Source organism: Pantoea cypripedii, from assembly GCF_002095535.1.
Lineage (GTDB): Bacteria > Pseudomonadota > Gammaproteobacteria > Enterobacterales > Enterobacteriaceae > Pantoea > Pantoea cypripedii.
Window position 1 is genome coordinate 521582 of sequence record NZ_MLJI01000001.1, and the last position, 20118, is coordinate 541699.

Below are 20118 nucleotides of genomic sequence, written 5' to 3' on the forward strand. Positions count from 1 at the left end.
CTCTGAGAGAACAATGCAAACCTCATCTCCGCTTGCGCGCTATGAGCAAGCGCTGTCGCAGGGCGAATTTCGCCCGGATGACGTACAACGGGAAGCCATCACCCGCTTAGATGCCATTCAGCAAGGACTGGTGGCGCGTCAGCCCGCCGCGGTCCCGGCCAGCAAAGGCTTGTTTGGCCGTCTTTCTAAACTGATGAATAAAGAAAAAAGCAGTAAGGAAGCGCCGGTGCGTGGCCTGTATATGTGGGGCGGCGTGGGGCGTGGAAAAACCTGGGTGATGGATTTGTTTTTTCAGTCTATTCCTGGTGAGCGTAAATTACGCCTGCATTTTCACCGCTTTATGCTGCGTGTCCATGAAGAACTGACCCAGTTGCAGGGGCACAGTGACCCGCTACTGATCGTTGCTGACCGCTTTAAAGCTGAAACCGATATTCTCTGTTTCGACGAGTTTTTCGTCTCCGATATTACCGACGCCATGTTGCTTGGCACGTTGATGGAGGCGCTGTTTGATCGTGGCATCGCGCTGGTGGCGACCTCGAACATCCCACCGGATGACCTGTACCGCAACGGTTTGCAGCGTGCGCGCTTTTTGCCTGCTATCGAGCAGATTAAGCGTCACTGTGATGTGATGAATGTGGATGCCGGTATCGATTACCGTTTGCGTACCCTGACGTCGGCGCATCTGTGGAGTTTCCCACTGAATGAGGAAACCCATGCGGAAATGGAGCGTATGTTCCGCGCCTTGTCCGGTAAAGCCCGCCATGATGCCCCGGTGCTGGAAATCAACCACCGCAGCATGCCGACGCTGGGTGTGCAGGACGGCGTACTGGCGATTGATTTTCTGACGCTGTGTGGTGAAGGGCGCAGCCAGCACGACTATATCGAGCTATCGCGTCGTTTCCACAGCGTGTTGCTGTATGATGTGCCGGTGATGATTTACAAGACGGAAGATCAGGCGCGCCGTTTTCTGGCGCTGGTGGATGAATTCTACGAACGCCATGTGAAACTGGTGGTGGCCGCTGAGACGTCGTTGTTTGAGATTTATCAGGGCTCGCGTCTGAAGTTTGAATATCAGCGCTGTCTGTCGCGCTTACAGGAGATGCAGAGCGAGGAGTACCTGCGTTTACCGCATCTGCCCTGATTCGGCGCAAAAAACCTGACGTGGGGGCGTAAAAAAGTTCGATCTTTACGGGCGACTTCTCTATAATCTTGCGACCCCACGTTACGGCAGAGGTTTTTCTTCCCAGAAACCTTTGTGATCCGGTAACTCTACCTGAGGGGGTGGGCTTGCTGGGCGAAATGGTCGTGTGAGCCTCAATCGTTAACTTAGCGTTTGGGATTTCACCAACGTGTAACTTTATTTGGGTAAGCTTTTCAATGAAAACTTTTACAGCTAAACCAGAAACCGTCCAACGTGACTGGTATGTTGTTGACGCAACCGGCAAAACCCTGGGTCGCCTGGCGACTGAACTGGCGCGCCGTCTGCGTGGTAAGCATAAAGCGGAATACACTCCGCACGTTGATACCGGTGATTACATCATCGTTCTGAACGCAGAAAAAGTTGCTGTAACTGGCAACAAGCGTACTGACAAGATCTATTATCACCACACTGGTCACATCGGTGGTATCAAGCAGGCGACCTTCGAAGAGATGATTGCCCGCCGTCCTGAGCGTGTGATTGAAATCGCGGTTAAAGGCATGCTGCCGAAAGGCCCGCTGGGTCGTGCTATGTACCGTAAACTGAAAGTTTACGCAGGCAACGAGCACAACCATGCGGCGCAGCAACCGCAAGTTCTTGACATTTAATCGGGATTACAGGCAATGGCTGAAACTCAAAACTACGGCACTGGTCGCCGCAAAAGCTCATCCGCTCGCGTCTTTATCAAGCCGGGTAGCGGTAACATCGTAATTAACCAGCGCTCTCTGGAGCAGTACTTCGGTCGCGAGACTGCACGCATGGTCGTGCGTCAGCCGCTGGAGCTGGTTGATCTGGTTGGTAAACTGGACCTGTACATCACCGTTAAAGGTGGTGGTATCTCTGGTCAGGCTGGCGCGATCCGTCACGGTATCACGCGCGCTCTGATGGAGTACGACGAGTCTCTGCGTTCTGAACTGCGTAAAGCGGGCTTCGTTACCCGTGATGCGCGTCAGGTTGAACGTAAGAAAGTCGGTCTGCGTAAAGCACGCCGTCGTCCGCAGTTCTCCAAACGTTAATTGTTGCTGCTTCGGCAGTCACAGTTGGCACAAAAAACCCGCTTCGGCGGGTTTTTTGCTTTTGCCGGACAGGGATTGTTGCCACAAAAACGCGAGCTTTACCCGCATTTTGCCTGCAAATCACTTTCCCCGCCCCACAAGCTGCTTAAAATCTGGTAAACTGACTGTCACTTTGCGCCCGCGAGCCGGAGCGTTGTGCGTATTATTTCCGCCAGGATGGGCGGAAAATGCCGCAAACGCTGGCTGTGTGCGAATCTGATAAGCAGGTGAGTCGCCGTGTGGTTGGCTATTCGCAGTAATTTTTTGTGAACAAACTTGGAGGTTTTCATGGCTGTCGCTGCCAACAAACGTTCGGTAATGACGCTGTTTTCTGGTCCGACTGACATTTTCAGCCATCAGGTACGTATCGTACTGGCTGAGAAGGGCGTCAGCGTGGAGATCGAGCAGGTTGAAACGGATAACCTGCCGCAGGATCTGATTGACCTCAACCCGTATCGCACAGTGCCAACGCTGGTAGATCGTGAACTGACGCTGTATGAATCCCGCATCATCATGGAATATCTTGATGAGCGTTTCCCGCATCCGCCGCTGATGCCTGTCTATCCGGTTGCTCGTGGCGAAAGCCGTCTGATGATGCACCGTATTGAGCAGGACTGGTATAGCCTGATGCGCATCATTGAAACCCGCACCGGTGCAGAAGCCGATGCCGCGCGTAAACAACTGCGTGAAGAGCTGCTGGCCATTGCGCCGCTGTTCTCACGTACTCCGTTCTTTATGAGCGAAGAGTTCAGCCTGGTCGATTGCTATCTGGCACCGCTGCTGTGGCGTTTACCGTCTATGGGTGTTGAACTGGCTGGCGCCGGATCGAAAGAGCTGAAAGGCTACATGACCCGCGTATTTGAGCGTGACTCTTTCCTCGCTTCACTGACTGAAGCAGAACGTGAAATGCGCCTTCAAGCCCGGGGCTAATCTATGGAAATGTCGCAATTAACGGCCCGTCGCCCTTATCTGTTGCGTGCGTTTTATGACTGGCTGCTTGATAACCAGCTGACGCCGCATCTGGTGGTCGACATCAATCTGCCTGGTGTACAGGTGCCGCTGGAATACGCGCGTGATGGTCAGATTGTGCTGAACATTGCACCGCGTGCCGTCGGCAACCTTGAGCTGGGTAACGAGCGCGTTGAGTTCAACGCACGCTTCGGTGGGGTACCGCGTCAGGTTTCAGTACCGATGGCGGCCATTCTGGCTATCTATGCCCGTGAGAACGGTGCAGGCACCATGTTCGAACCGGAACCGGCCTATGAGCTGGCAGCCCAGGACGAGCTGGAAGGTCAGGAAGAAACCATGATGTCGGTGATTGATGGCGATCGTCCCGACGATTCAGCTGACGATGAAACCCCGCCAGATGATGAGCCGCCGCCACGTGGTGGTCGTCCATCGCTGCGCGTGGTGAAATAAACGCCAGTTGACCGACGGGGTCACAATGAAAAAATCCGGGAACATAACGTTTCCGGATTTTTTTTATGCGACGTAAAAATTAATCTTTATACGGCTCCCAGGCCTGTGACCAGTGCTGACCTGCATCAGGCTCGTAAGCCCATGCCGCAGCCCCACACCAGCTGGTATACGGCCAGGGTTTGCACTGATAAAGACCGCCTTTATTGGACACCACATCGCCAGCTTTGTAGTTGGTGCCTTCTTTATAAGCGGGATGCTCAGAAGGGATCGAGTCACCGGCCAATGTCGTCACTTCCAGCGTTTGGCTCTTGTCAGAAACACTGTTGGTCACGCTGACAGCCGCAACCTGATACTGATATTTGGTGGCGGCAGATAATCCGCTATCAGTGAGGCGAGTCTGCGTCGTTTCTTTAATCTGCACGCCGTTACGGTAAACAACGTAGTGTTTGATCGCCACATTAGTCACCGCTTCCCAGCTCAGTGTCGCACTGGTTTTATCGATATTTTCCGCTTTTAATCCCTGAGGTGTGGCAGGTGTACAATCTTCGCACTCAATACCCGGCGTGGTCACTGAAGTGGTCTGGCTGGGTAAAGAAACATTGCCCTGCTTATCCTGAGCCGTGACGAAATAATCGTATCTTGTCTCGGCCTTAACATTATTATCCACATAGGAAGGGATCGGTGTTGCGGCGATATTGACGTCATTACGCCACACCTGATACTGGCTCACACCCTGGTTATCCGTTGAGGCCGTCCATGAAAGCGCAATTTTATTGGCTGCAACGTCATGAGCGGTTGGCATACCTGGCTGGCTCGGGGCTTCATGATCAATATCAGGCGGGGTATTTTCATGCACCAGACTGGCATAGCGGCGCAGGAACTCGTTACCGTAGGGATTGCCGTTGGCACTGGTACCGGCATCCCAGTTAATTGACCAGGTCATCAGCCCTTTAATTGGCGTACCCTGAGCATTCAGTTTTTCCCAGGCAGCGCGCACATCCGCTTCATTACGCGCATAACCGTTTGCGGCGGCATCCGGGTTACTCGGCAGGCCAATCGCCAGCTTATTTGCCGGGATTTGCATATAGCCACGCGCACCGTGGATGAGTGAGTCGGTCAGGTAGTACAGGAAATCGGCTTTACGAGCTTCGTCCCCCTGAGTAACCGAACCACCTGGAATATCCTCTGCCCAGAGTCCATCACCTGCCTGATTGTAATATTGCGGAGCGATGAAATCATAATAGCCTTCTAAAGACTTAATGATTTGTTCATATTGACCGCCTGAACGCAGGTAGGGAAATTCCGGTGCCATGCTGATAATAAATTTGGGATACTGATTTTTAACCAGTTTCAATGCAGCAGGAATTTCTGTCTGGTTGGAGCCTGCGGTAATTGAGTGGCCTTCTAAATCAATATCCACACCATCGATACCGTAGAGCTCAATCAGGCGAATAATCTCCGCCGCGAACTTCTGGCCATCACCCGGTTTCAGTGCGATATCACGTGCATCGGCTCCGCCGAGCGACAGCATAACCGCCTGGCCGCGTGCATTGAGGGTTTCGACTTGTTTACGGAACTCTTCATCCGTCATGTTATAAGGGTGAAAAGTCGGGATACCTTCATCCGTCATAAACGCGACCGTCACAACATCATATTCCGCCGGGACATCGGATAATTTTATATAAGGTGCAGTGCCGCCTTTATATCCGTCTGATTTACTGGCCCAGTTATGCCAGAAACCGACCAGAACAGGTTTTTGGCTGATGTCCGGCATAAATGATGCAGCACCGGCGGCAAAGCCCGCCTGGCTGGTTAACCCCATGGTGAGCAAAATGGCGGCTGCCAGGTATTTTTGTTTAAAACTTTTCTTCATGAAGAATAAAACCTTTTAAATAAGCGAAATTATCTCCTGTAGTGTATTTAAAAAGCGAAACAGGCTATTTAGGGGGTATCCCTGAATAAAAGCGAACTGTCTTTATTTGATCGGTGGTCTGACGGGTGGGGTGAAGAATTCTCTTAATGCCAAAGAAAAATGCCAGTCAGCATTCACTGACTGGCATTCAACAAACGAAGCGCTTATGTCGCGGTCTTAGTAGACGTCACGCAGGTAGCGTTTGTCTTTCTTCAACTGGTCGATATAGGCAGCGGCACGCTCGCTGGACAAGCCACCGAACTGTCGAACCACTTCGTACAGTGCGGAATCGACATCTTTCGCCATGCGCGATGCATCACCACACACGTAGAAATATGCGCCTTCCTGCAGCCAGGCGTACAGCTCAGCGCCTTTCTCCAGCATGCGGTTCTGCACGTAAATTTTCTCTTCCTGATCGCGTGAGAACGCCAGATCAAGATGCGTCAGCAGGCCACTTTGCTGCCACTCGTTCAGCTCATCCTGGTAGATGTAATCGTGTTCCTGATGCTGGTCGCCAAAGAACAACCAGTTTTTGCCTTCAGCACCGGTGACTTTACGCTCTTGCAGGAAAGCACGGAACGGCGCAATACCGGTACCCGGACCAACCATGATCAGCGGTGCCTTGTTGTTGGCGGGCACGCGGAAAACTTTATTCGGTGAAATAAAGATTGCCGGTTTCTCGCCGCGACGCACACGTTCAGCCAGGTATGTGGAGCAAACGCCGTTACGGGCGCGGCCAGCGCTATGATAACGCACCGACGCGATGGTCAGATGGACCTGGTTCGGATGCGCTTTCGAGCTGGAAGAGATGGAATAAGCACGGTGTTGCAGCGGACGCAGCATCGCAACAAATTCCGGCACCGACAGGCTACGCGTCAGCTCCAGTTGCAGCAGGTCCAGGGTGTCTTTGCCCCACAGCCACACGCCAAGGGTATCTTTGTCGTCGTGCTGTAAGACGTGGCGCAGTTCCTGGTTAGTGGTGTTCTGGCCCACCCACTCAATCAGTTTGCGCGACGGTTCAGAGATTTCGAACTGATAAGTCAGCAAGTCACCGAGGTTACGGTCAAAGCCCGGCACCGGCGTTTCATAATCAGCGTTCAACTGGGTCAGCAGCAGCGTCACCAGCGCAGGGTCATTTACTGGGATTACGCCCAGTGCATCGCCCGCTTCGTACTTTAGTCCGCTGTCCGTCAGATCAAACTCAAAGTGACGGATATCTTTGCCTGACTGCTCACCAGAAAGACGTTTATTGGTCACCAGCGCAGCGGCATACGGGTTCTGTTTATTGCTACCCGGAATGACCGGTGCTTCCGGCGCGCTCTCCAGCACCGTACCGCTGCTGCCCGCACTGGCGGCAAACTGTGGCATGGTGCTGCCGATCCAGGCGCTGGATGGCTCTTCGTAATCAATATCGCAGTCGATACGGTCAACGACGCGTTTTGCACCCAACTGCTCCAGGCGCATATCGATAAATTTACCGGCCTGGCAGAAGCCGTCATAACCGGTATCACCAATCGCCAGTATGGCGAAGTGCATCTGCTCCAGACGTGGCGCGGTGCTGGCAGAAATGGCCTGCCAGAACAGCTGCGCGTTGTCCGGCATTTCGCCTTCACCGTAGGTAGAAGTGACAATCAACACATGACGCATGGTGGCGAAGACATCAATATCCACTTCACCCAGCGCCTGAACCACCGGCACCAGGCCTTTGGCTCGTGCCGCTTTCGCTGCCGTTTGGGCCAGCGCTTCGGCGTTGCCGGTCTGCGAACCGAACAGGATATGCAACTGGGTGGTGGTCGCCGCACCGGCCGCCGGAGCGGTCTGCTGCTTGTCTTCTAACACCAACAGGCGCGAGTGGAGACCGGCGAGAAAACCCGCCAGCCAGTATTTTTGATCACCATTGAAAGGTGCATCTTCAGGAATGTAAGGAATCTTCATGGGTACTTTTACTCAATCCCGTTCAGTCATATTCAGTCGATAATACACAAATTCAATAGCTCAGCTATCAGGATAATTTTCCGACAGCCGCTGCGATTTCCGGCAACGCCGCGCGGGCGAACAGCTCTTCAAAATCAGGCAGATGACCCAGGACATCACGGTTACGGGCATCCTGATAGATGATCCAGCCATAGGTCGCCAGGCTATCCATCGAGCGGATGTTACGTTGCGTCAGCGCCGCTTTGTAATCCGACATACGTTTGGAGGCGATCAGGCTTGCCAGTTCGTCATCGTTGTAGTTCTCGATAGCGGAGCGCGCATGACGTTGCAGCTTGCTCACCAGCGAGAAATCTTCTGTCATCAGCAGGTTACGCACTGCTTTCTCAACAGCCGGATCTTCCACCGAGGTCCCTTTTGGCAGCTTGCTCAGTGCCAGCTGCTGCGCGAAACTCAGCACGGTGTAGTTGTTGAGCAGCACGAACATTTCCAGCGTATCGGTGGCACCGTAAGCCGGTACCGCACCATTAGCGATGGTTTTACCGGCGCGCCAGGCCGCTTTAAATTTCGCCACCTGATGTGCAGCCAGCGACGTTGACAGTTCTTCCAGCAAATCCTTACGTGACTTGGCCTTCAGAATCTCACCGCCATCCTGATAGAGCAACAGCGAACGCGGCATGACATAGACAAAGTGGTGGCACTCGGTTTCCCAGTTCGCCAGCAGCCATGCGGCACGCGGCGAGTTGGTCGCTTCCAGATGCCAGTTCAGCATGGTCAGCACCGCTTGTTTGTGCACTTTCGCCATTTCGTCTTCATCGGCGATGGAGCCAAACAACACCGAGTCTCCGGCGGCGTGCGCAGCCAGCGAACCGTACGGATCGTACTGGTAAGCAAAGCCGCCGCTCATGCCGTTGCCAAAGCCTTTACCGAAGGTGCCCAGGTTGAGAATGGCACCGTTGGTCATGTATTCACAGCAGAAGTCACCAACGCCTTCAACCACAGCGGTCGCACCTGAGTTACGTACCGCGAAACGGTCGCCCGCCTGGCCCTGTACAAACAGACGGCCACCGGTGGCGCCAAACAGCGCAAAGTTACCGATCAGCACGTTACCATCGCTGTCCTGTGCGCCGCCGCCCGGTGACATCACCACCAGTTCGCCGCCGCATTGGCCTTTACCGACGCCATCGTTACAGGTGCCATAGTGCTTCATCTGCATACCATCGTTGCAGAAGGCACCAAATGACTGACCAGCAGAACCTGAGGTCTGGATCTGTACGGTGGCCGGAGCCAGATAATGACGACCGCGATCGTCTTTAAACACTGCCGGGATGGCGGCTAATTGTTGCGCTGACAGCTCATGGTTCAGCATGCGTTCGATATCGATCGCCAGCTGGCCGCCCACGCTTTTGTTACGGTTGTTAAGGGTGATGCCTGCGCCCAGTTCAATGGCACGGCTGCCTTTGGCGACCAGTTGATCTTTCAGTTCTTCCACCCAGCCATCATCCAGGGCGAAATCTTTTTCCAGATAAACCGGTTTGGCGATTTTTTGCTCTGGCACCACGGTCAGCATGGCGCGCAGGTCCAGCTTGCCGACTTCCAGCGGGTGATCCATCAGGTGCAGCAGATCAGAACGGCCACGCGCTTCACGCAGTGAACGCAGACCGAGGCGTGCGAGGAACTCACGTACCTCCTGTGCCACGTTGATGAAGTACTGCGCCAGCTGGCGCGGGTCACCATCAAAGGCTTCGGCATTGGTGGTCAGACCGGCCGGGCATTTAACGTTACAGTTTTTCGCCATGACGCATTTCAGCATCATCAGCGCAGTGGTACCAAACTCGAAGCTGTCGCCGCCGAGCAGGGCAGATTTGATTACGTCGCTACCGGTCTGCTGTGCGCCGGAGCAACGCAGCTGCACTTTATCGCGCAGACCATTGGCACACAGCGCCTGATGGACTTCCGCGATGCCGATTTCAGCCACACGACCGGTATATTTCAGGCTGGTAACGGATGCCGCACCGGTACCACCGGTGTTACCGGCGACGTTGATGACATCCGCACCCGCTTTGGCTACGCCAACCGCGATGGTGCCGATACCTTCGGAGGACACCAGCTTAACGATGACGCGCACGCGTGCTGCTTTACAGTCGTGAATCAGCTGCGCCAGGTCTTCGATAGAATAGGTATCGTGATGTGGCGGCGGTGAAACCAGCTCCACACCCGGTGTACCACCACGGGCAGCCGCAATTTCCACCGTCACTTTCGGTGCCGGTAACTGGCCGCCTTCACCTGGTTTTGCCCCCTGGCCGATTTTAATCTCCAGCTCTTCCAGCATCGGATCGGCAAGGTAGGCCGCCCAGACGCCGAAGCGACCGGATGCCAGCTGTTTGATGCGTGAGGCACGGATGGTGCCGTGGCGTGAATAGTGTTCGCCACCTTCACCACAGTTACTCATGCCGCCAACCATGTTGGTGCCGTGAGCCACCGCTTCATGTGCCGGTGCCACCAGCGCACCATGGCTCATCGCACCCGACGCGAAGGTACGGGTGATTTCGTGCGCCGGTTGAATTTCTTCCAGCGGCAGCGAAGGCAGGGCGGTAAAGATGCGTGACAGATAATCAGCGGCTTTGCCGTAAGCGGTGATGTGCAATGTGCCATTCACCACTTCGCTGTTTTCAATATCGTCGGCGAAACGGGTTTTCAGTGCGCGCGCCAGTGCTGCCAGACGCTCGCTTTCCGGTTTTAGGCCCGCGATGGCATCAACCAGACGCAGGGTGAACTGGTTCAGGCTGCCGTTAACCGCTTCACATTGCAGACCGCGCGTCGCGAAACCGTTGTTGACCAGCGAATAGCGACCCAGTTTGCGGCCAAATTCGGCTTCGCTATCAACGTGGGTCAGGTCACACGGCAGCGCAAGGATATCGCGCAGCGCCGCCGGACGGCGTTTACGTTCGGCATACATCAGGCTGGAGAACTGACGATAATCCGGCGTGATGGCAAAGTTATCGATGACATCGTTCGGGATACGTTCGAAGCTGCTGTCTTTAAAGGACTCAGCTTTAATGCTGAAAGCGTTATCCAGCTTCGCCAGCGTCATCAGACGAATAAAGTTATCCTCTTCGCGTGCTTTGTCAGCAAAGCGAATCGGCTGCTCCGTCATATCAATAAAGGTACGCACGGCGATGGTGCCGTAAGAGTGGCCCGCACCTTCGGCACGTTCTTTAAACAGGCCGAGCAACGGCACTTCTGCCTCACCCTGAATTTTCAGCGAGCTTTGATGCCAGTCAACCGCCATCTGGGCGATAGCCGGGAAGCCCGCGCCACCGACCGGCGTTTTGATATTCGGGAAGTATTTTTTCAGCACCGGATCATTGGTATCGAGGAAGTTCGGCTCGAAGAACTCACCACAGCTGTAGCTTTCCACGGTACACAGGCCCACTTTGCCCATGGTTTTCATCAGCGCTTTTTCTGCGGCTTTGGCATAGCGTTTAAAGGCTTTGTTGCCTTCTTCGCCTTCGCCAAATTTCTCTTCGGCACGCATCTGCACGCCCAGCGGGTAGACGGCGGATGCGCCGAAGCCCAGTGTGGCGGCGATATGGTGTGAAGAGATGCTCTGGCCGCTTTCCACCACCAGTGAAACATCGAGACGCAGACCTTCCTGCACCAGACGCTGGTTGATGGCAGATACCATCAGCAGCATCGGGATCGCTGCATGGGTCGAGGAGATATGGCGGTCAGTCAGTACCGCAATACCGCCCTGTTGACGGGCGAAATCCACCACCTGCTGCGCCAGGTCATCAATGGCTTTTTCCAGCGCGGCAGCATTGGCGGCACGGCTGACGATATCTTTGCCGATAACTGGCTGGTACAGCATCTCAAAGCGCTGGTACGGAGCCACTTTCTGCTCGCGCAGACGCAGCATATCGAGGTGAGTCAGGATTGGGGTTGGCACCACAATCTGCTGGCCTTTGCTGCGGCCCAGATGCGGCTTGGCTCCCAGGGCCACGCGCAGCGTCATACCGTCCGCTTCACGGATGGAGTCGAGCGGTGGGTTGGTGACCTGAGCAAAGCGCTGCGAGAAGTAGTGCGCCATACCACCTTCATGATCGGACAGGCCATTAATGGCGTTGCCGTAACCCATGGCTGAAATTTTCTCAGCGCCGGTTTGCAGCATCGGGTCCATCATGAATTTGAAGCTTTCCTGGTTGTAGTAGTAGGCGACAAAACGCTGATAGGTTTTGAGGTCTCCACCATAACGCAGCGGCGAGCCGAGTTTCTCCGCCGGGATCTCCGGCAGATCTTGCAGGTCAATACGGGCTGCACTCAGCAGGGCCGGATAGTCTTTCTCAGCGGCCAGCTTTTCCAGCGCTTCAACGGTGGTAAAGGAGCGTTTTTCACGGTGATCGTAATACAGCATACCGCCCGCTTCGATGCGACCGCGGCGCAGGACGCTTTCCGGCGGGAAGGCAATCTGGCCTGCTTCCGACATGGCACCGATATATTCTGCGGTCTCGACGGAACGCAGTGGGCGCAGACCGAGACGGTCCAGACGCGCGCCAATCACTTCGCCGTTACCAAAGATCAACGCTGCCGGGCCATCGTTCTTCTCTTCATACAGGGAGAAATATTCCAGCATGGCGCGCACTTCGGTTGAGAGCGAGGTGTCGTTCTCCCAGGCTGGCGGCATCATGGAAACCACGGCGTTGATCAGGTCAAGATTGTCTTCCATCAGGCGGCTGTGGATGCTCTGGTCCAGACGTGAGCTGTCTGACTGGCCGTTCGGACGAACGATCTTTTTGCCACGCGCCAGCGCCAGTGCGGATTCGGCGATGCGGTTTTTACGGTCAGTGTTCAGTTCACCGTTATGGGCCATCAGGCGGAACGGCTGCGCCATGGTGGTGTGCGGATCGGTGTTGGTCGAGAAACGGGTATGGAAAAACAGACCACGAACATGGTGGTCCGGGTCGGTTAAATCTTTAAAATACGGAATGACTTCATTGGAGTTCAGGCGCGCTTTAAACACCTGGGTGCGCGAGGAAAGCGACAGCGGGTAGAGACCGCCGAATTCGCTTTCAGTAAAGGCCTGAGCTTCAATGTCCAGCAGCGCACGATAGATGCGTTGCTCAAATTCGTTCTGGCTGGCGATGTCCTGCGGGGCAGCAAACACCCACTGCACAATCGGCAACTGGAATTGCAGGGCAGCCGGGCGCGTTACGCTGCCGTCCAGCGGCATGTCGCGTTTTACCAGCACCGGGAAGTTATAGGCTGCCAGGGTTTCTTCCACCAGACGTTCGGCATTGGCGCGCAGTTCGCCATCTTTAGGAACAAAGAAGTTACCCACGCCAAAACGGCCGGCTTCCAGCGGCTGACCAGTGACTTTACGGAAGAAGTGCAGAGAAAGGTCGACGTTTACGCCAGCACCATCACCCACGCCTTCTGCCGACATCCCGCCACGGTGCGGCACTGTGCATAGTGCGCTGTGCGCCATTTGCAGGATCTCATGAGTCTGCTCGCCGTCCTTACGGGTAATGAAACCTACACCACAGCTATCACTGCCCGCTGTTGGATCATACAAGCCATAGGGATAAGGTTTTTGAGTGGACATTGAGGGTTCTCCTTAAACAAACTGCTTTGACATTACCTGCATTATTTCAAGCACAGAGCACTGCTGAGTCAGCTCACAGGCGCTGTATCAATTTCTACCCCGCCCGGCAATGAGCGGGCGTCGCAACACCGAGCAATTCCTCTCAAGACCTAGTATGGACGTCCTTGATGAGTTGCTCTTAAATCCGGGTCTCTTAACTGGAGATAACTTGCATCTAGAGGGAGTCTTCTTGCTGCATAGATATGCCGAGACACTGGCCCGACAGGAAAGCATCCAGCGGACTTCCAACTTATCGGGAAAGCGAACTCAGGTCAAATAGCCAGCTTTATTGAGGGTAATATGCTTTTTTGTTGGTTAACGATATGATTTTAATAGTCTATTTAAGAAAAAAGTTGTCGATGTACCGGTTGGCAATCCCGCAAGAAGTGTGAGCCGTCTCACTGTGGTGCAGCCTCCAAATCTCTGCACCATGCTGGGGCTGGTGGTGTTTTCAGCATAAAATGCTGTTAAGGACACTTCGTGCACAGGATGTATCTGTTTTTCTTATGGCGTCATATTTGAATCAGGATGGGGGGTGTCATTAGTAAAATTAATCATGCTGAGCGTGCTTAAAACATCGCTTAAGTTGAATGGATATGCAAAAAGGAACAGCAACCATTGGACAATATGGCTGCCAGGGTACTGATTAGCACGGCGTGCTGAGAAATGGGCCGCAAAAGCGCGGCCCTCCAGATTATTCAGTTGGCAGAATTAGTCAAGCGCTTTACGCATAAACACCGTAACGTCGGCGAAATCGCGCTGCAATGCACCATTACGGGGCATAACAACAGCGATACGGCGCGGCCAGTCAGCGCGTATCCCCAATAATTGCGCTATCATGAGCCAGATTTCGTTCAGGGAGTGGGTAATGAAACAGATTCGTCTTTTAGCGCAATACTACGTTGATTTGATGGTCAAACTGGGACTGGTGCGGTTTTCGCTGCTGCTGGCCTCAGCACTGGTGGTGCTGGCGATGGTGGTACAGATGGCCGTCACTATGGTGTTGCGTGGCCATGTCGAGAGCATTGATGTGGTGCGTTCGGTATTCTTTGGTCTGCTGATTACCCCCTGGGCGGTTTACTTTCTCTCGGTGGTGGTTGATCAACTGGAAGAGTCGCGCCAGCGCCTCTCACGGCTGGTGGATAAGCTGGAAGAGATGCGCACGCGCGATCTTGAGCTGAATCAGCAGATGAAAGAAACCATTACTCAGCTCAACCAGGAAATCGCCGACCGTATTAAAGCCGAGCAGGCGCGTGAACAGGTGATGGATAAGCTGCGCGAAGAAATGGCGCGCCGTGAGCAGGCACAAATCGAACTTGAGCAGCAATCCTCCTTCCTGCGCTCTTTTCTTGATGCTTCGCCGGATTTGGTGTTTTACCGCAATATCGATAAGCAATTCTCTGGCTGTAACCGCGCGATGGAGCTGCTCACCGGATTGAGTGAAAAGCAGCTGATTGGTCTGACGCCGCGTGACATTTATGATGAAGATGCCGCCACCAAGGTGCTGGAAACCGATGAGAAGGTGTTTCGCCATAATGTGTCGCTGACTTACGAACAGTGGCTGCAATATCCCGATGGGCGCAAAGCCTGCTTCGAAATCCGTAAAGTCCCTTATTACGATCGCGTCGGGAAGCGCAGTGGCCTGATGGGCTTTGGCCGCGATATTACCGAGCGTAAGCGCTACCAGGACGCGCTGGAGAATGCCAGCCGTGAAAAGACCACCTTTATTTCCACCATCAGCCACGAGTTGCGTACCCCGCTGAACGGGATTGTCGGGCTGAGCCGCATTCTGCTGGATACCGATCTGAATCAGGAGCAGCTTAAATACCTGAAAACCATCCATGTGTCCGCCATCACCCTCGGCAACATCTTTAATGATGTGATCGAGGTGGACAAGATTGAGCGGCGTAAAGTGCAGCTGGATAACCAGCCGCTCGATTTCACCGGTTTCCTGTCCGATCTGGAAAATCTCTCCGGCCTGCTGGCGCAGCCGAAAGGGCTGAAGTTTGTGATGTCACCTGAACTGCCGCTGCCACACAAAATCTGTGCCGATGGCACGCGCCTGCGACAGATCCTGTGGAACCTGATTGGCAATGCGGTGAAGTTCACCCAGCAGGGCGAAATCGTGGTGCGTGTTGCTTATCGTCAGGATGAAACCCTGCGTTTTGAGGTGGAAGACTCCGGCATGGGTATCCCGCAGGAGGAACAGGACAAAATCTTCGCCATGTATTATCAGGTGAAAGACCAGCATGGTGGCAAACCGGCAACGGGTACCGGCATTGGGCTGGCGGTGTCACGCCGCCTGGCACAGGCGATGGGCGGCGATATCAGCGTGCGTAGCGTGCAGGGGCAGGGTTCCTGCTTCATTGTTGAGATCAAGGCTCCACGCGTCGCTGAAGAGGTTGAGGATGACAACCTTGACGACAGCATGCCGCTGCCTGCGCTGCATGTCCTGTTGGTGGAGGATATTGAGCTGAACGTGATCGTGGCACGTTCGGTGCTGGAGAAACTGGGTTGCAGCGTTGAAGTGGCGATGACCGGTACCGCAGCACTGGAGATGTTCGATCCCGAGGAGTTCGATCTGGTGCTGCTGGATATTCAGCTGCCGGACATGACAGGTCTTGATGTGTCACGCGCGATTCATCAGCGCCATGCGGGTGAGATATTGCCACCGCTGGTGGCGCTGACCGCCAACGTGCTGAAAGACAAAAAAGAGTATCTGGATGCGGGCATGGATGAGGTGCTGAGCAAACCGCTGGCGGTACCTGCGCTGACGGCGATGATTAAGAAGTTCTGGGATTATCAACCTGAAGCGGATACGCCGGTGGCAGCCCCTCAGGCCGAGGAGAAAACCCGTGCGCTGCTTGATGTGCCGATGCTGGAGCAATATATCGAGCTGGTGGGGCCGGGATTGATCACCCAGAGTCTGACCATGTTTGAAAAGATGATGCCGGGTTATCTGGATGTGCTGGATTCAAACATGATGGCGCGTGACCAGAAAGGTATTGCGGAAGAAGGGCACAAAATCAAAGGTGCGGCGGGGTCCGTTGGTCTGTTGCATCTGCAAAAGCTGGCGAAACAAATTCAGTCACCGGAGTTGCCTGCATGGTGGGATAATGTTCAGGAATGGATTGATGAGTTAAAACAGGAATGGCGACACGACGTTAACGTATTACGTGAGTGGGTAGCTGCGCGGGAAAGTAACAAACCTTAGAAAAAAATGACCCCAGTCGAAACTGGGGTGCGCGAATACTGCGCCAACACCAGGGAAATTGTCGCTGCTGCTATTATTTGAGGTCTATCCTGAGCAACAGCGTGGTATTGGTTAACGCTTCCAAAACACCTTAGCAAATTCGTCATCAGTTGTGACAAGATTCATTAAATTGTGTGATGTTGAGCAGCGTTTAAATACAGAAAACATTAATTTGATGACACAGTCAAGCAAGGAATCAATTTCTTTGCCTCATTGTGTTATTTTTGACCAAATGTTCTATTTTTGCTGTGGTCTTAACGTGCTGAAGTGGCAGAAAAACCCGACAAGCGCAGCGAAAGTCAGCTGGTAGCAAAAATTTTGCTTTTTTTCAGGTTAACCAACTGAAAAATGGTACGAATATGGAAGGAGTGGTTGGGTTATCCAAAACGTTTTGGAAACCGTCGACAGAAAGTTCCGGTTTATGGTTTTAGCCATGTATGTAAACCAAATGTCATACAAAATGCTTTACCACAAATGGTGGAAGTCACAGAGTATCTGCTGCGAAATTACACATTTTTTTCATAATGCTTTCGTTAATCAATGAACATGGTCAAACGCTGAGAAGGCCTAATGTTAAGTATGGTGAATCATTTGATGTGACTCGTATCACATTCGGTTAATTGTCCATAACGAACTCTTCCGATGAGAGTTTGAACATGGAACCGATTCCTTAATAGCGGAAGTGATTGATGTATTTGGCTCTATTAAAGGAACGATGGTTGCGCAGGTAATGACTTTGTTTGTTTAATCAACTGGTCACTGAGTAATTTTTAGCACCCGGGTGTCGCTGAGTGTTATCGTGACCGGAGTGATTGATTAATACAGGGAACAGGTAAGAGTAAATTTGATGAGTAAGAATAAAGGGAAACTTCGGCAACGTATTAAAGTGATAATGGCAAAATTCCTGCTCGCCTGGTTGGGTATTTGGCTGGCGGCAATTTTGTTGTTTTCTTTTTTGCCGGTACCTTTCTCCGCGGTGATGGTGCAACGACAGGTCGGGGCCTGGTTGAGCGGCAATTTTGATTACGTGGCGCATTCCGATTGGGTCAGTATGGATCAGATCTCCCCGTGGATGGCGCTGGCGGTGATTGCTTCTGAAGACCAGAAATTCCCGGTCCACTGGGGATTTGATGTGCAAGCGATCCAGTCGGTGCTCGATAACGAAGGGGATGAACGCATGCGCGGTGCGTCAACGCTTTCACAGCAGACCGCAAAAAATCTGTTCCTGTGGGATGGACGTAGCTGGGTGCGAAAAGGTCTGGAAGCCGGGCTAACGGTGGGTATTGAAACCGTATGGACCAAGCGCCGGATTCTGACGGTCTATCTGAATATCGCGGAATTGGGCAATGGGGTATTCGGTGTGGAGGAGGCGTCGCAACGTTATTTCCACAAACCCGCCAGCCGTCTGACGATGTCGGAAGCGGCCCTGCTGGCGGCGGTACTGCCGAATCCGATCCGTTTCCGCGCCGATGCGCCTTCAGGCTATATTCGTCAGCGCCAGCAATGGATCATGAGGCAGATGCGCCAGCTGGGTGGGGAAGGTTTCCTGAATCGCTACAAGTTGCACTGAGGCGATTAATCTTCGTCGAAACCCGCTTCAAATAACTCGATCACCGCAGCCAGTGCCTGAGTCTCTTCCGGTCCGCTGGCTTCGATCTCAATATGGCCCCCTTTGGCGGAGTCCAGCATCAGCAGCGCGATGACGCTGCTGGCTTCGGCTTCCGTTCCGGCTTCATTGCGTAGTAGTACTTCAGCGTCGAAACTCTGCACCAGCTCAAACAGTTTCATGGCCGGGCGGGCATGCATCCCCAGCTTGTTACGAATCTCAACGGTCTGCTTCACGGTCATGATTTGCGTTTTTCCAGGGTGCGATGACGGGACTGCACATTTTTACCACGTGAGCGGAAGTAATCGGCCAGCTGTTCAGCAATGTACACCGAACGGTGCTTACCCCCGGTACAACCAATGGCGACGGTGAGATAACTGCGGTTATTGGTTTCCAGCATCGGTAGCCACAACTCAAGGTAGCTGCGCGTCTGGTAGATAAAGTTATGTACTTCGGTATGTCGATCGAGAAACGCCGCCACTGGACGATCGAGGCCGGTCATCGGACGCAGTTTCGGATCCCAGTGCGGGTTAGGCAGAAAACGCACATCAAAGACATAATCGGCATCGATTGGAATGCCATGTTTGAAGCCAAAGGATTCAAACACCATGGTCAGTTCACGTTCGCGTTTACCGAGCAGACGGGTACGCAGCATTTCTGCCAGCTCATGCACTGACATCTCTGAGGTATCGATAATCAGATCGGCGCGTGAGCGCAGCGGCTCCAGCAGATCGCTCTCCTCATCAATGGCGCTCTCCAGTGACAGGTTTTTACTGGAAAGCGGATGCAGGCGGCGGGTATCGCTGTAGCGACGAATCAGCGTGTTGCGATCGGCGTCGAGAAACAAAAGCTGCGGCGCAAAGGACTCTGGCAGATTATTGAGGGCAGTTTCAAAAATCTCCGGCGATTCAGGCATGTTCCGCACGTCAATACTGACGGCGGCCGAGATATTGCGTTCGGTTAACGTATTTGCCAGTTCGGGCAACAGCACCACTGGCAGGTTATCGACACAGTAAAACCCCATGTCCTCAAGCGCACGTAACGCGACTGATTTTCCTGAGCCTGACCGACCGCTAACGATCATCAGCACCATCACATTTCTCCCGTTTTAAACCGGCACCCTGGCCGGTAAAAGTGTCTGTCGCTTAAGGATGGTCGTCCTGCGCTTCTGTGATAATGGCATAGAGTTCTTCATCGCTCTGCGCCGCGCGCAGACGACGACAGACGGTTTTATCTGCCAGGCGTTTTGCCACCAGCGATAGCGTATGCAGATGGGTTTTGCACTGGTCCGCTGGCACCAGCAGCGCAAACAGCAGGTCTACTGGCTGATTGTCGACCGCGTCAAAAGCGATCGGCTGATCGAGGCTGATAAACACACCTACGGCGCGCAGGGTGTCTTCCTCCAGCTTGCCATGCGGAATAGCAATGCCATTGCCAATACCGGTACTGCCCATGCGTTCACGGGTGAGGATTGCTTCGAAAAGCGTCTGGTGAGGCAGATTGAGCTGCTTAGCTGCCAGCTCGCTGATAATTTCCAGCGCACGTTTTTTACTCTGGCAGTGTACGCCGCTGCGGGTGCAGTCCAGCGTGAGGACCGAGCTCAATTCCAGTGTCAGATCGTTGTTCATCATCGTTTCACTTGCGAGTTCACATAGCCGCGAGGATCACCCACTTTAACCCGTTAACGGGGAAAATGCAGGCTCTCCTGTTGGCGCTTGCGCAGATGACAAAACGGGGCGGTCAGCCCGCCCCATTCTGTGCTCTGAGTGCCGAACCGGTCGGCACTCTGCAAGCGTGAAGGTTAGTGTTTTTTCAGTTTGTCTTTATGTTTAGTCAACTGACGGGAAAGCTTGTCGATCAATCCGTCAATGGCCGCGTACATATCTTCCGCTTCCGATGTCGCGTGCAACTCCCCGCCGTTCACATGCAAGGTTGCATCAGCAATCTGCGTTACCTTCTCCACTTTCAGAACAATATAGACCTGATTGATACGATCAAAATAGTGTTCCAGTTTGGCAAATTTGCTATTTACAAATTCGCGCAGCGGTTCGGTAATCTCTACATTCAGTCCGGTAAGGTTTATCTGCATAGGTCTTCCTTCT

15 protein-coding genes are annotated in these 20118 nt (G+C 53.6%); 7 read left to right on the top strand and 8 right to left on the bottom strand.

Features of this window, described 5'->3' with window-relative positions; genetic code table 11:
* Positions 1–13: 13 nt before the first annotated feature.
* The 5 genes from zapE (at position 14) to sspB (ending at position 3672) form a co-directional block, all read left to right on the top strand.
* A complete protein-coding gene (zapE, locus tag HA50_RS02350; protein WP_084872131.1) occupies positions 14–1141 on the top strand; it encodes a cell division protein ZapE in 1128 nt (375 codons plus the stop codon).
* A 236-nt stretch (positions 1142–1377) separates the two neighbouring features.
* The gene (gene rplM, locus HA50_RS02355) at positions 1378–1806 is read left to right on the top strand and encodes a 50S ribosomal protein L13 (protein WP_084872133.1); all 429 of its coding nucleotides are present in this window, start codon (positions 1378–1380) and stop codon (positions 1804–1806) included.
* Between the two features lie 15 nt (positions 1807–1821).
* Positions 1822–2214 carry a 30S ribosomal protein S9 gene (gene rpsI, locus HA50_RS02360; RefSeq protein ID WP_013507645.1) on the top strand — a complete coding sequence of 131 codons (393 nt, stop codon included), beginning with the start codon at positions 1822–1824 and terminating at the stop codon, positions 2212–2214.
* Positions 2215–2541: 327 nt separating this feature from the next.
* Complete coding sequence (sspA, locus tag HA50_RS02365; protein ID WP_021184232.1) at positions 2542–3183, top strand: stringent starvation protein SspA; 642 nt, start codon at positions 2542–2544, stop codon at positions 3181–3183.
* Positions 3184–3186: 3 nt separating this feature from the next.
* Entirely contained in the window at positions 3187–3672 is a 486-nt protein-coding gene (gene sspB, locus HA50_RS02370; protein WP_084872135.1) for a ClpXP protease specificity-enhancing factor, read from the top strand.
* 79 nt (positions 3673–3751) lie between these two features.
* Here sspB and HA50_RS02375 read toward each other — a convergent pair whose 3' ends face one another.
* From HA50_RS02375 to HA50_RS31985, 4 genes are all read right to left on the bottom strand, one after another.
* Positions 3752–5545: a fibronectin type III domain-containing protein gene (locus tag HA50_RS02375; RefSeq protein ID WP_084872137.1), complete on the bottom strand. Its 1794-nt coding sequence runs from the start codon at positions 5543–5545 to the stop codon at positions 3752–3754.
* A gap of 216 nt (positions 5546–5761) precedes the next feature.
* Positions 5762–7519 carry a sulfite reductase subunit alpha gene (locus HA50_RS02380; protein ID WP_084872140.1) on the bottom strand — a complete coding sequence of 586 codons (1758 nt, stop codon included), beginning with the start codon at positions 7517–7519 and terminating at the stop codon, positions 5762–5764.
* 67 nt (positions 7520–7586) lie between these two features.
* Positions 7587–13118 carry a glutamate synthase-related protein gene (locus HA50_RS02385; RefSeq protein ID WP_084872142.1) on the bottom strand — a complete coding sequence of 1844 codons (5532 nt, stop codon included), beginning with the start codon at positions 13116–13118 and terminating at the stop codon, positions 7587–7589.
* Between the two features lie 750 nt (positions 13119–13868).
* On the bottom strand, positions 13869–13997 hold the full coding sequence (locus HA50_RS31985) for a hypothetical protein (RefSeq protein ID WP_276329366.1): 129 nt from the start codon (positions 13995–13997) through the stop codon (positions 13869–13871).
* 28 nt (positions 13998–14025) lie between these two features.
* On the opposite strand from HA50_RS31985, the gene arcB reads away from it, so the two are divergent.
* Positions 14026–16371, top strand: a complete 2346-nt coding sequence (gene arcB / locus HA50_RS02395) for an aerobic respiration two-component sensor histidine kinase ArcB (RefSeq protein WP_084872146.1) — start codon at positions 14026–14028, stop codon at positions 16369–16371.
* Positions 16372–17257: 886 nt separating this feature from the next.
* Positions 17258–17980, top strand: a complete 723-nt coding sequence (mtgA, locus tag HA50_RS02400) for a monofunctional biosynthetic peptidoglycan transglycosylase (RefSeq protein WP_084872148.1) — start codon at positions 17258–17260, stop codon at positions 17978–17980.
* Between the two features lie 5 nt (positions 17981–17985).
* On the opposite strand, the gene npr is transcribed toward mtgA, so the two are convergent.
* The 4 genes from npr to hpf form a co-directional block, all read right to left on the bottom strand.
* On the bottom strand, positions 17986–18258 hold the full coding sequence (gene npr / locus HA50_RS02405; protein ID WP_013507653.1) for a PTS phosphocarrier protein NPr: 273 nt from the start codon (positions 18256–18258) through the stop codon (positions 17986–17988).
* Positions 18255–19109, bottom strand: a complete 855-nt coding sequence (gene rapZ, locus HA50_RS02410) for an RNase adapter RapZ (protein WP_084872149.1) — start codon at positions 19107–19109, stop codon at positions 18255–18257. Before rapZ ends, npr begins: the two co-directional genes overlap by 4 nt.
* Before the next feature lie 52 nt (positions 19110–19161).
* Complete coding sequence (gene ptsN, locus HA50_RS02415) at positions 19162–19644, bottom strand: PTS IIA-like nitrogen regulatory protein PtsN (protein WP_208617305.1); 483 nt, start codon at positions 19642–19644, stop codon at positions 19162–19164.
* A gap of 173 nt (positions 19645–19817) precedes the next feature.
* A complete protein-coding gene (gene hpf, locus HA50_RS02420; RefSeq protein ID WP_013507656.1) occupies positions 19818–20105 on the bottom strand; it encodes a ribosome hibernation promoting factor in 288 nt (95 codons plus the stop codon).
* Positions 20106–20118: the final 13 nt, after the last annotated feature.

Excerpts from the sequence above, each read along its gene's own strand:
- HA50_RS02380 (WP_084872140.1), bottom strand. The coding sequence starts at position 7,519 with ATGAAGATTCCTTACATTCCTGAAGATGCACCTTTCAATGGTGATCAA.
- sspA (WP_021184232.1), top strand. The coding sequence starts at position 2,542 with ATGGCTGTCGCTGCCAACAAACGTTCGGTAATGACGCTGTTTTCTGGT.
- ptsN (WP_208617305.1), bottom strand. The coding sequence starts at position 19,644 with ATGAACAACGATCTGACACTGGAATTGAGCTCGGTCCTCACGCTGGAC.
- rplM (WP_084872133.1), top strand. The coding sequence starts at position 1,378 with ATGAAAACTTTTACAGCTAAACCAGAAACCGTCCAACGTGACTGGTAT.
- zapE (WP_084872131.1), top strand. The coding sequence starts at position 14 with ATGCAAACCTCATCTCCGCTTGCGCGCTATGAGCAAGCGCTGTCGCAG.
- rpsI (WP_013507645.1), top strand. The coding sequence starts at position 1,822 with ATGGCTGAAACTCAAAACTACGGCACTGGTCGCCGCAAAAGCTCATCC.
- rapZ (WP_084872149.1), bottom strand. The coding sequence starts at position 19,109 with ATGGTGCTGATGATCGTTAGCGGTCGGTCAGGCTCAGGAAAATCAGTC.
- HA50_RS02375 (WP_084872137.1), bottom strand. The coding sequence starts at position 5,545 with ATGAAGAAAAGTTTTAAACAAAAATACCTGGCAGCCGCCATTTTGCTC.
- HA50_RS31985 (WP_276329366.1), bottom strand. The coding sequence starts at position 13,997 with ATGATAGCGCAATTATTGGGGATACGCGCTGACTGGCCGCGCCGTATC.
- hpf (WP_013507656.1), bottom strand. The coding sequence starts at position 20,105 with ATGCAGATAAACCTTACCGGACTGAATGTAGAGATTACCGAACCGCTG.
- HA50_RS02385 (WP_084872142.1), bottom strand. The coding sequence starts at position 13,118 with ATGTCCACTCAAAAACCTTATCCCTATGGCTTGTATGATCCAACAGCG.
- arcB (WP_084872146.1), top strand. The coding sequence starts at position 14,026 with ATGAAACAGATTCGTCTTTTAGCGCAATACTACGTTGATTTGATGGTC.
- sspB (WP_084872135.1), top strand. The coding sequence starts at position 3,187 with ATGGAAATGTCGCAATTAACGGCCCGTCGCCCTTATCTGTTGCGTGCG.
- npr (WP_013507653.1), bottom strand. The coding sequence starts at position 18,258 with ATGACCGTGAAGCAGACCGTTGAGATTCGTAACAAGCTGGGGATGCAT.
- mtgA (WP_084872148.1), top strand. The coding sequence starts at position 17,258 with ATGAGTAAGAATAAAGGGAAACTTCGGCAACGTATTAAAGTGATAATG.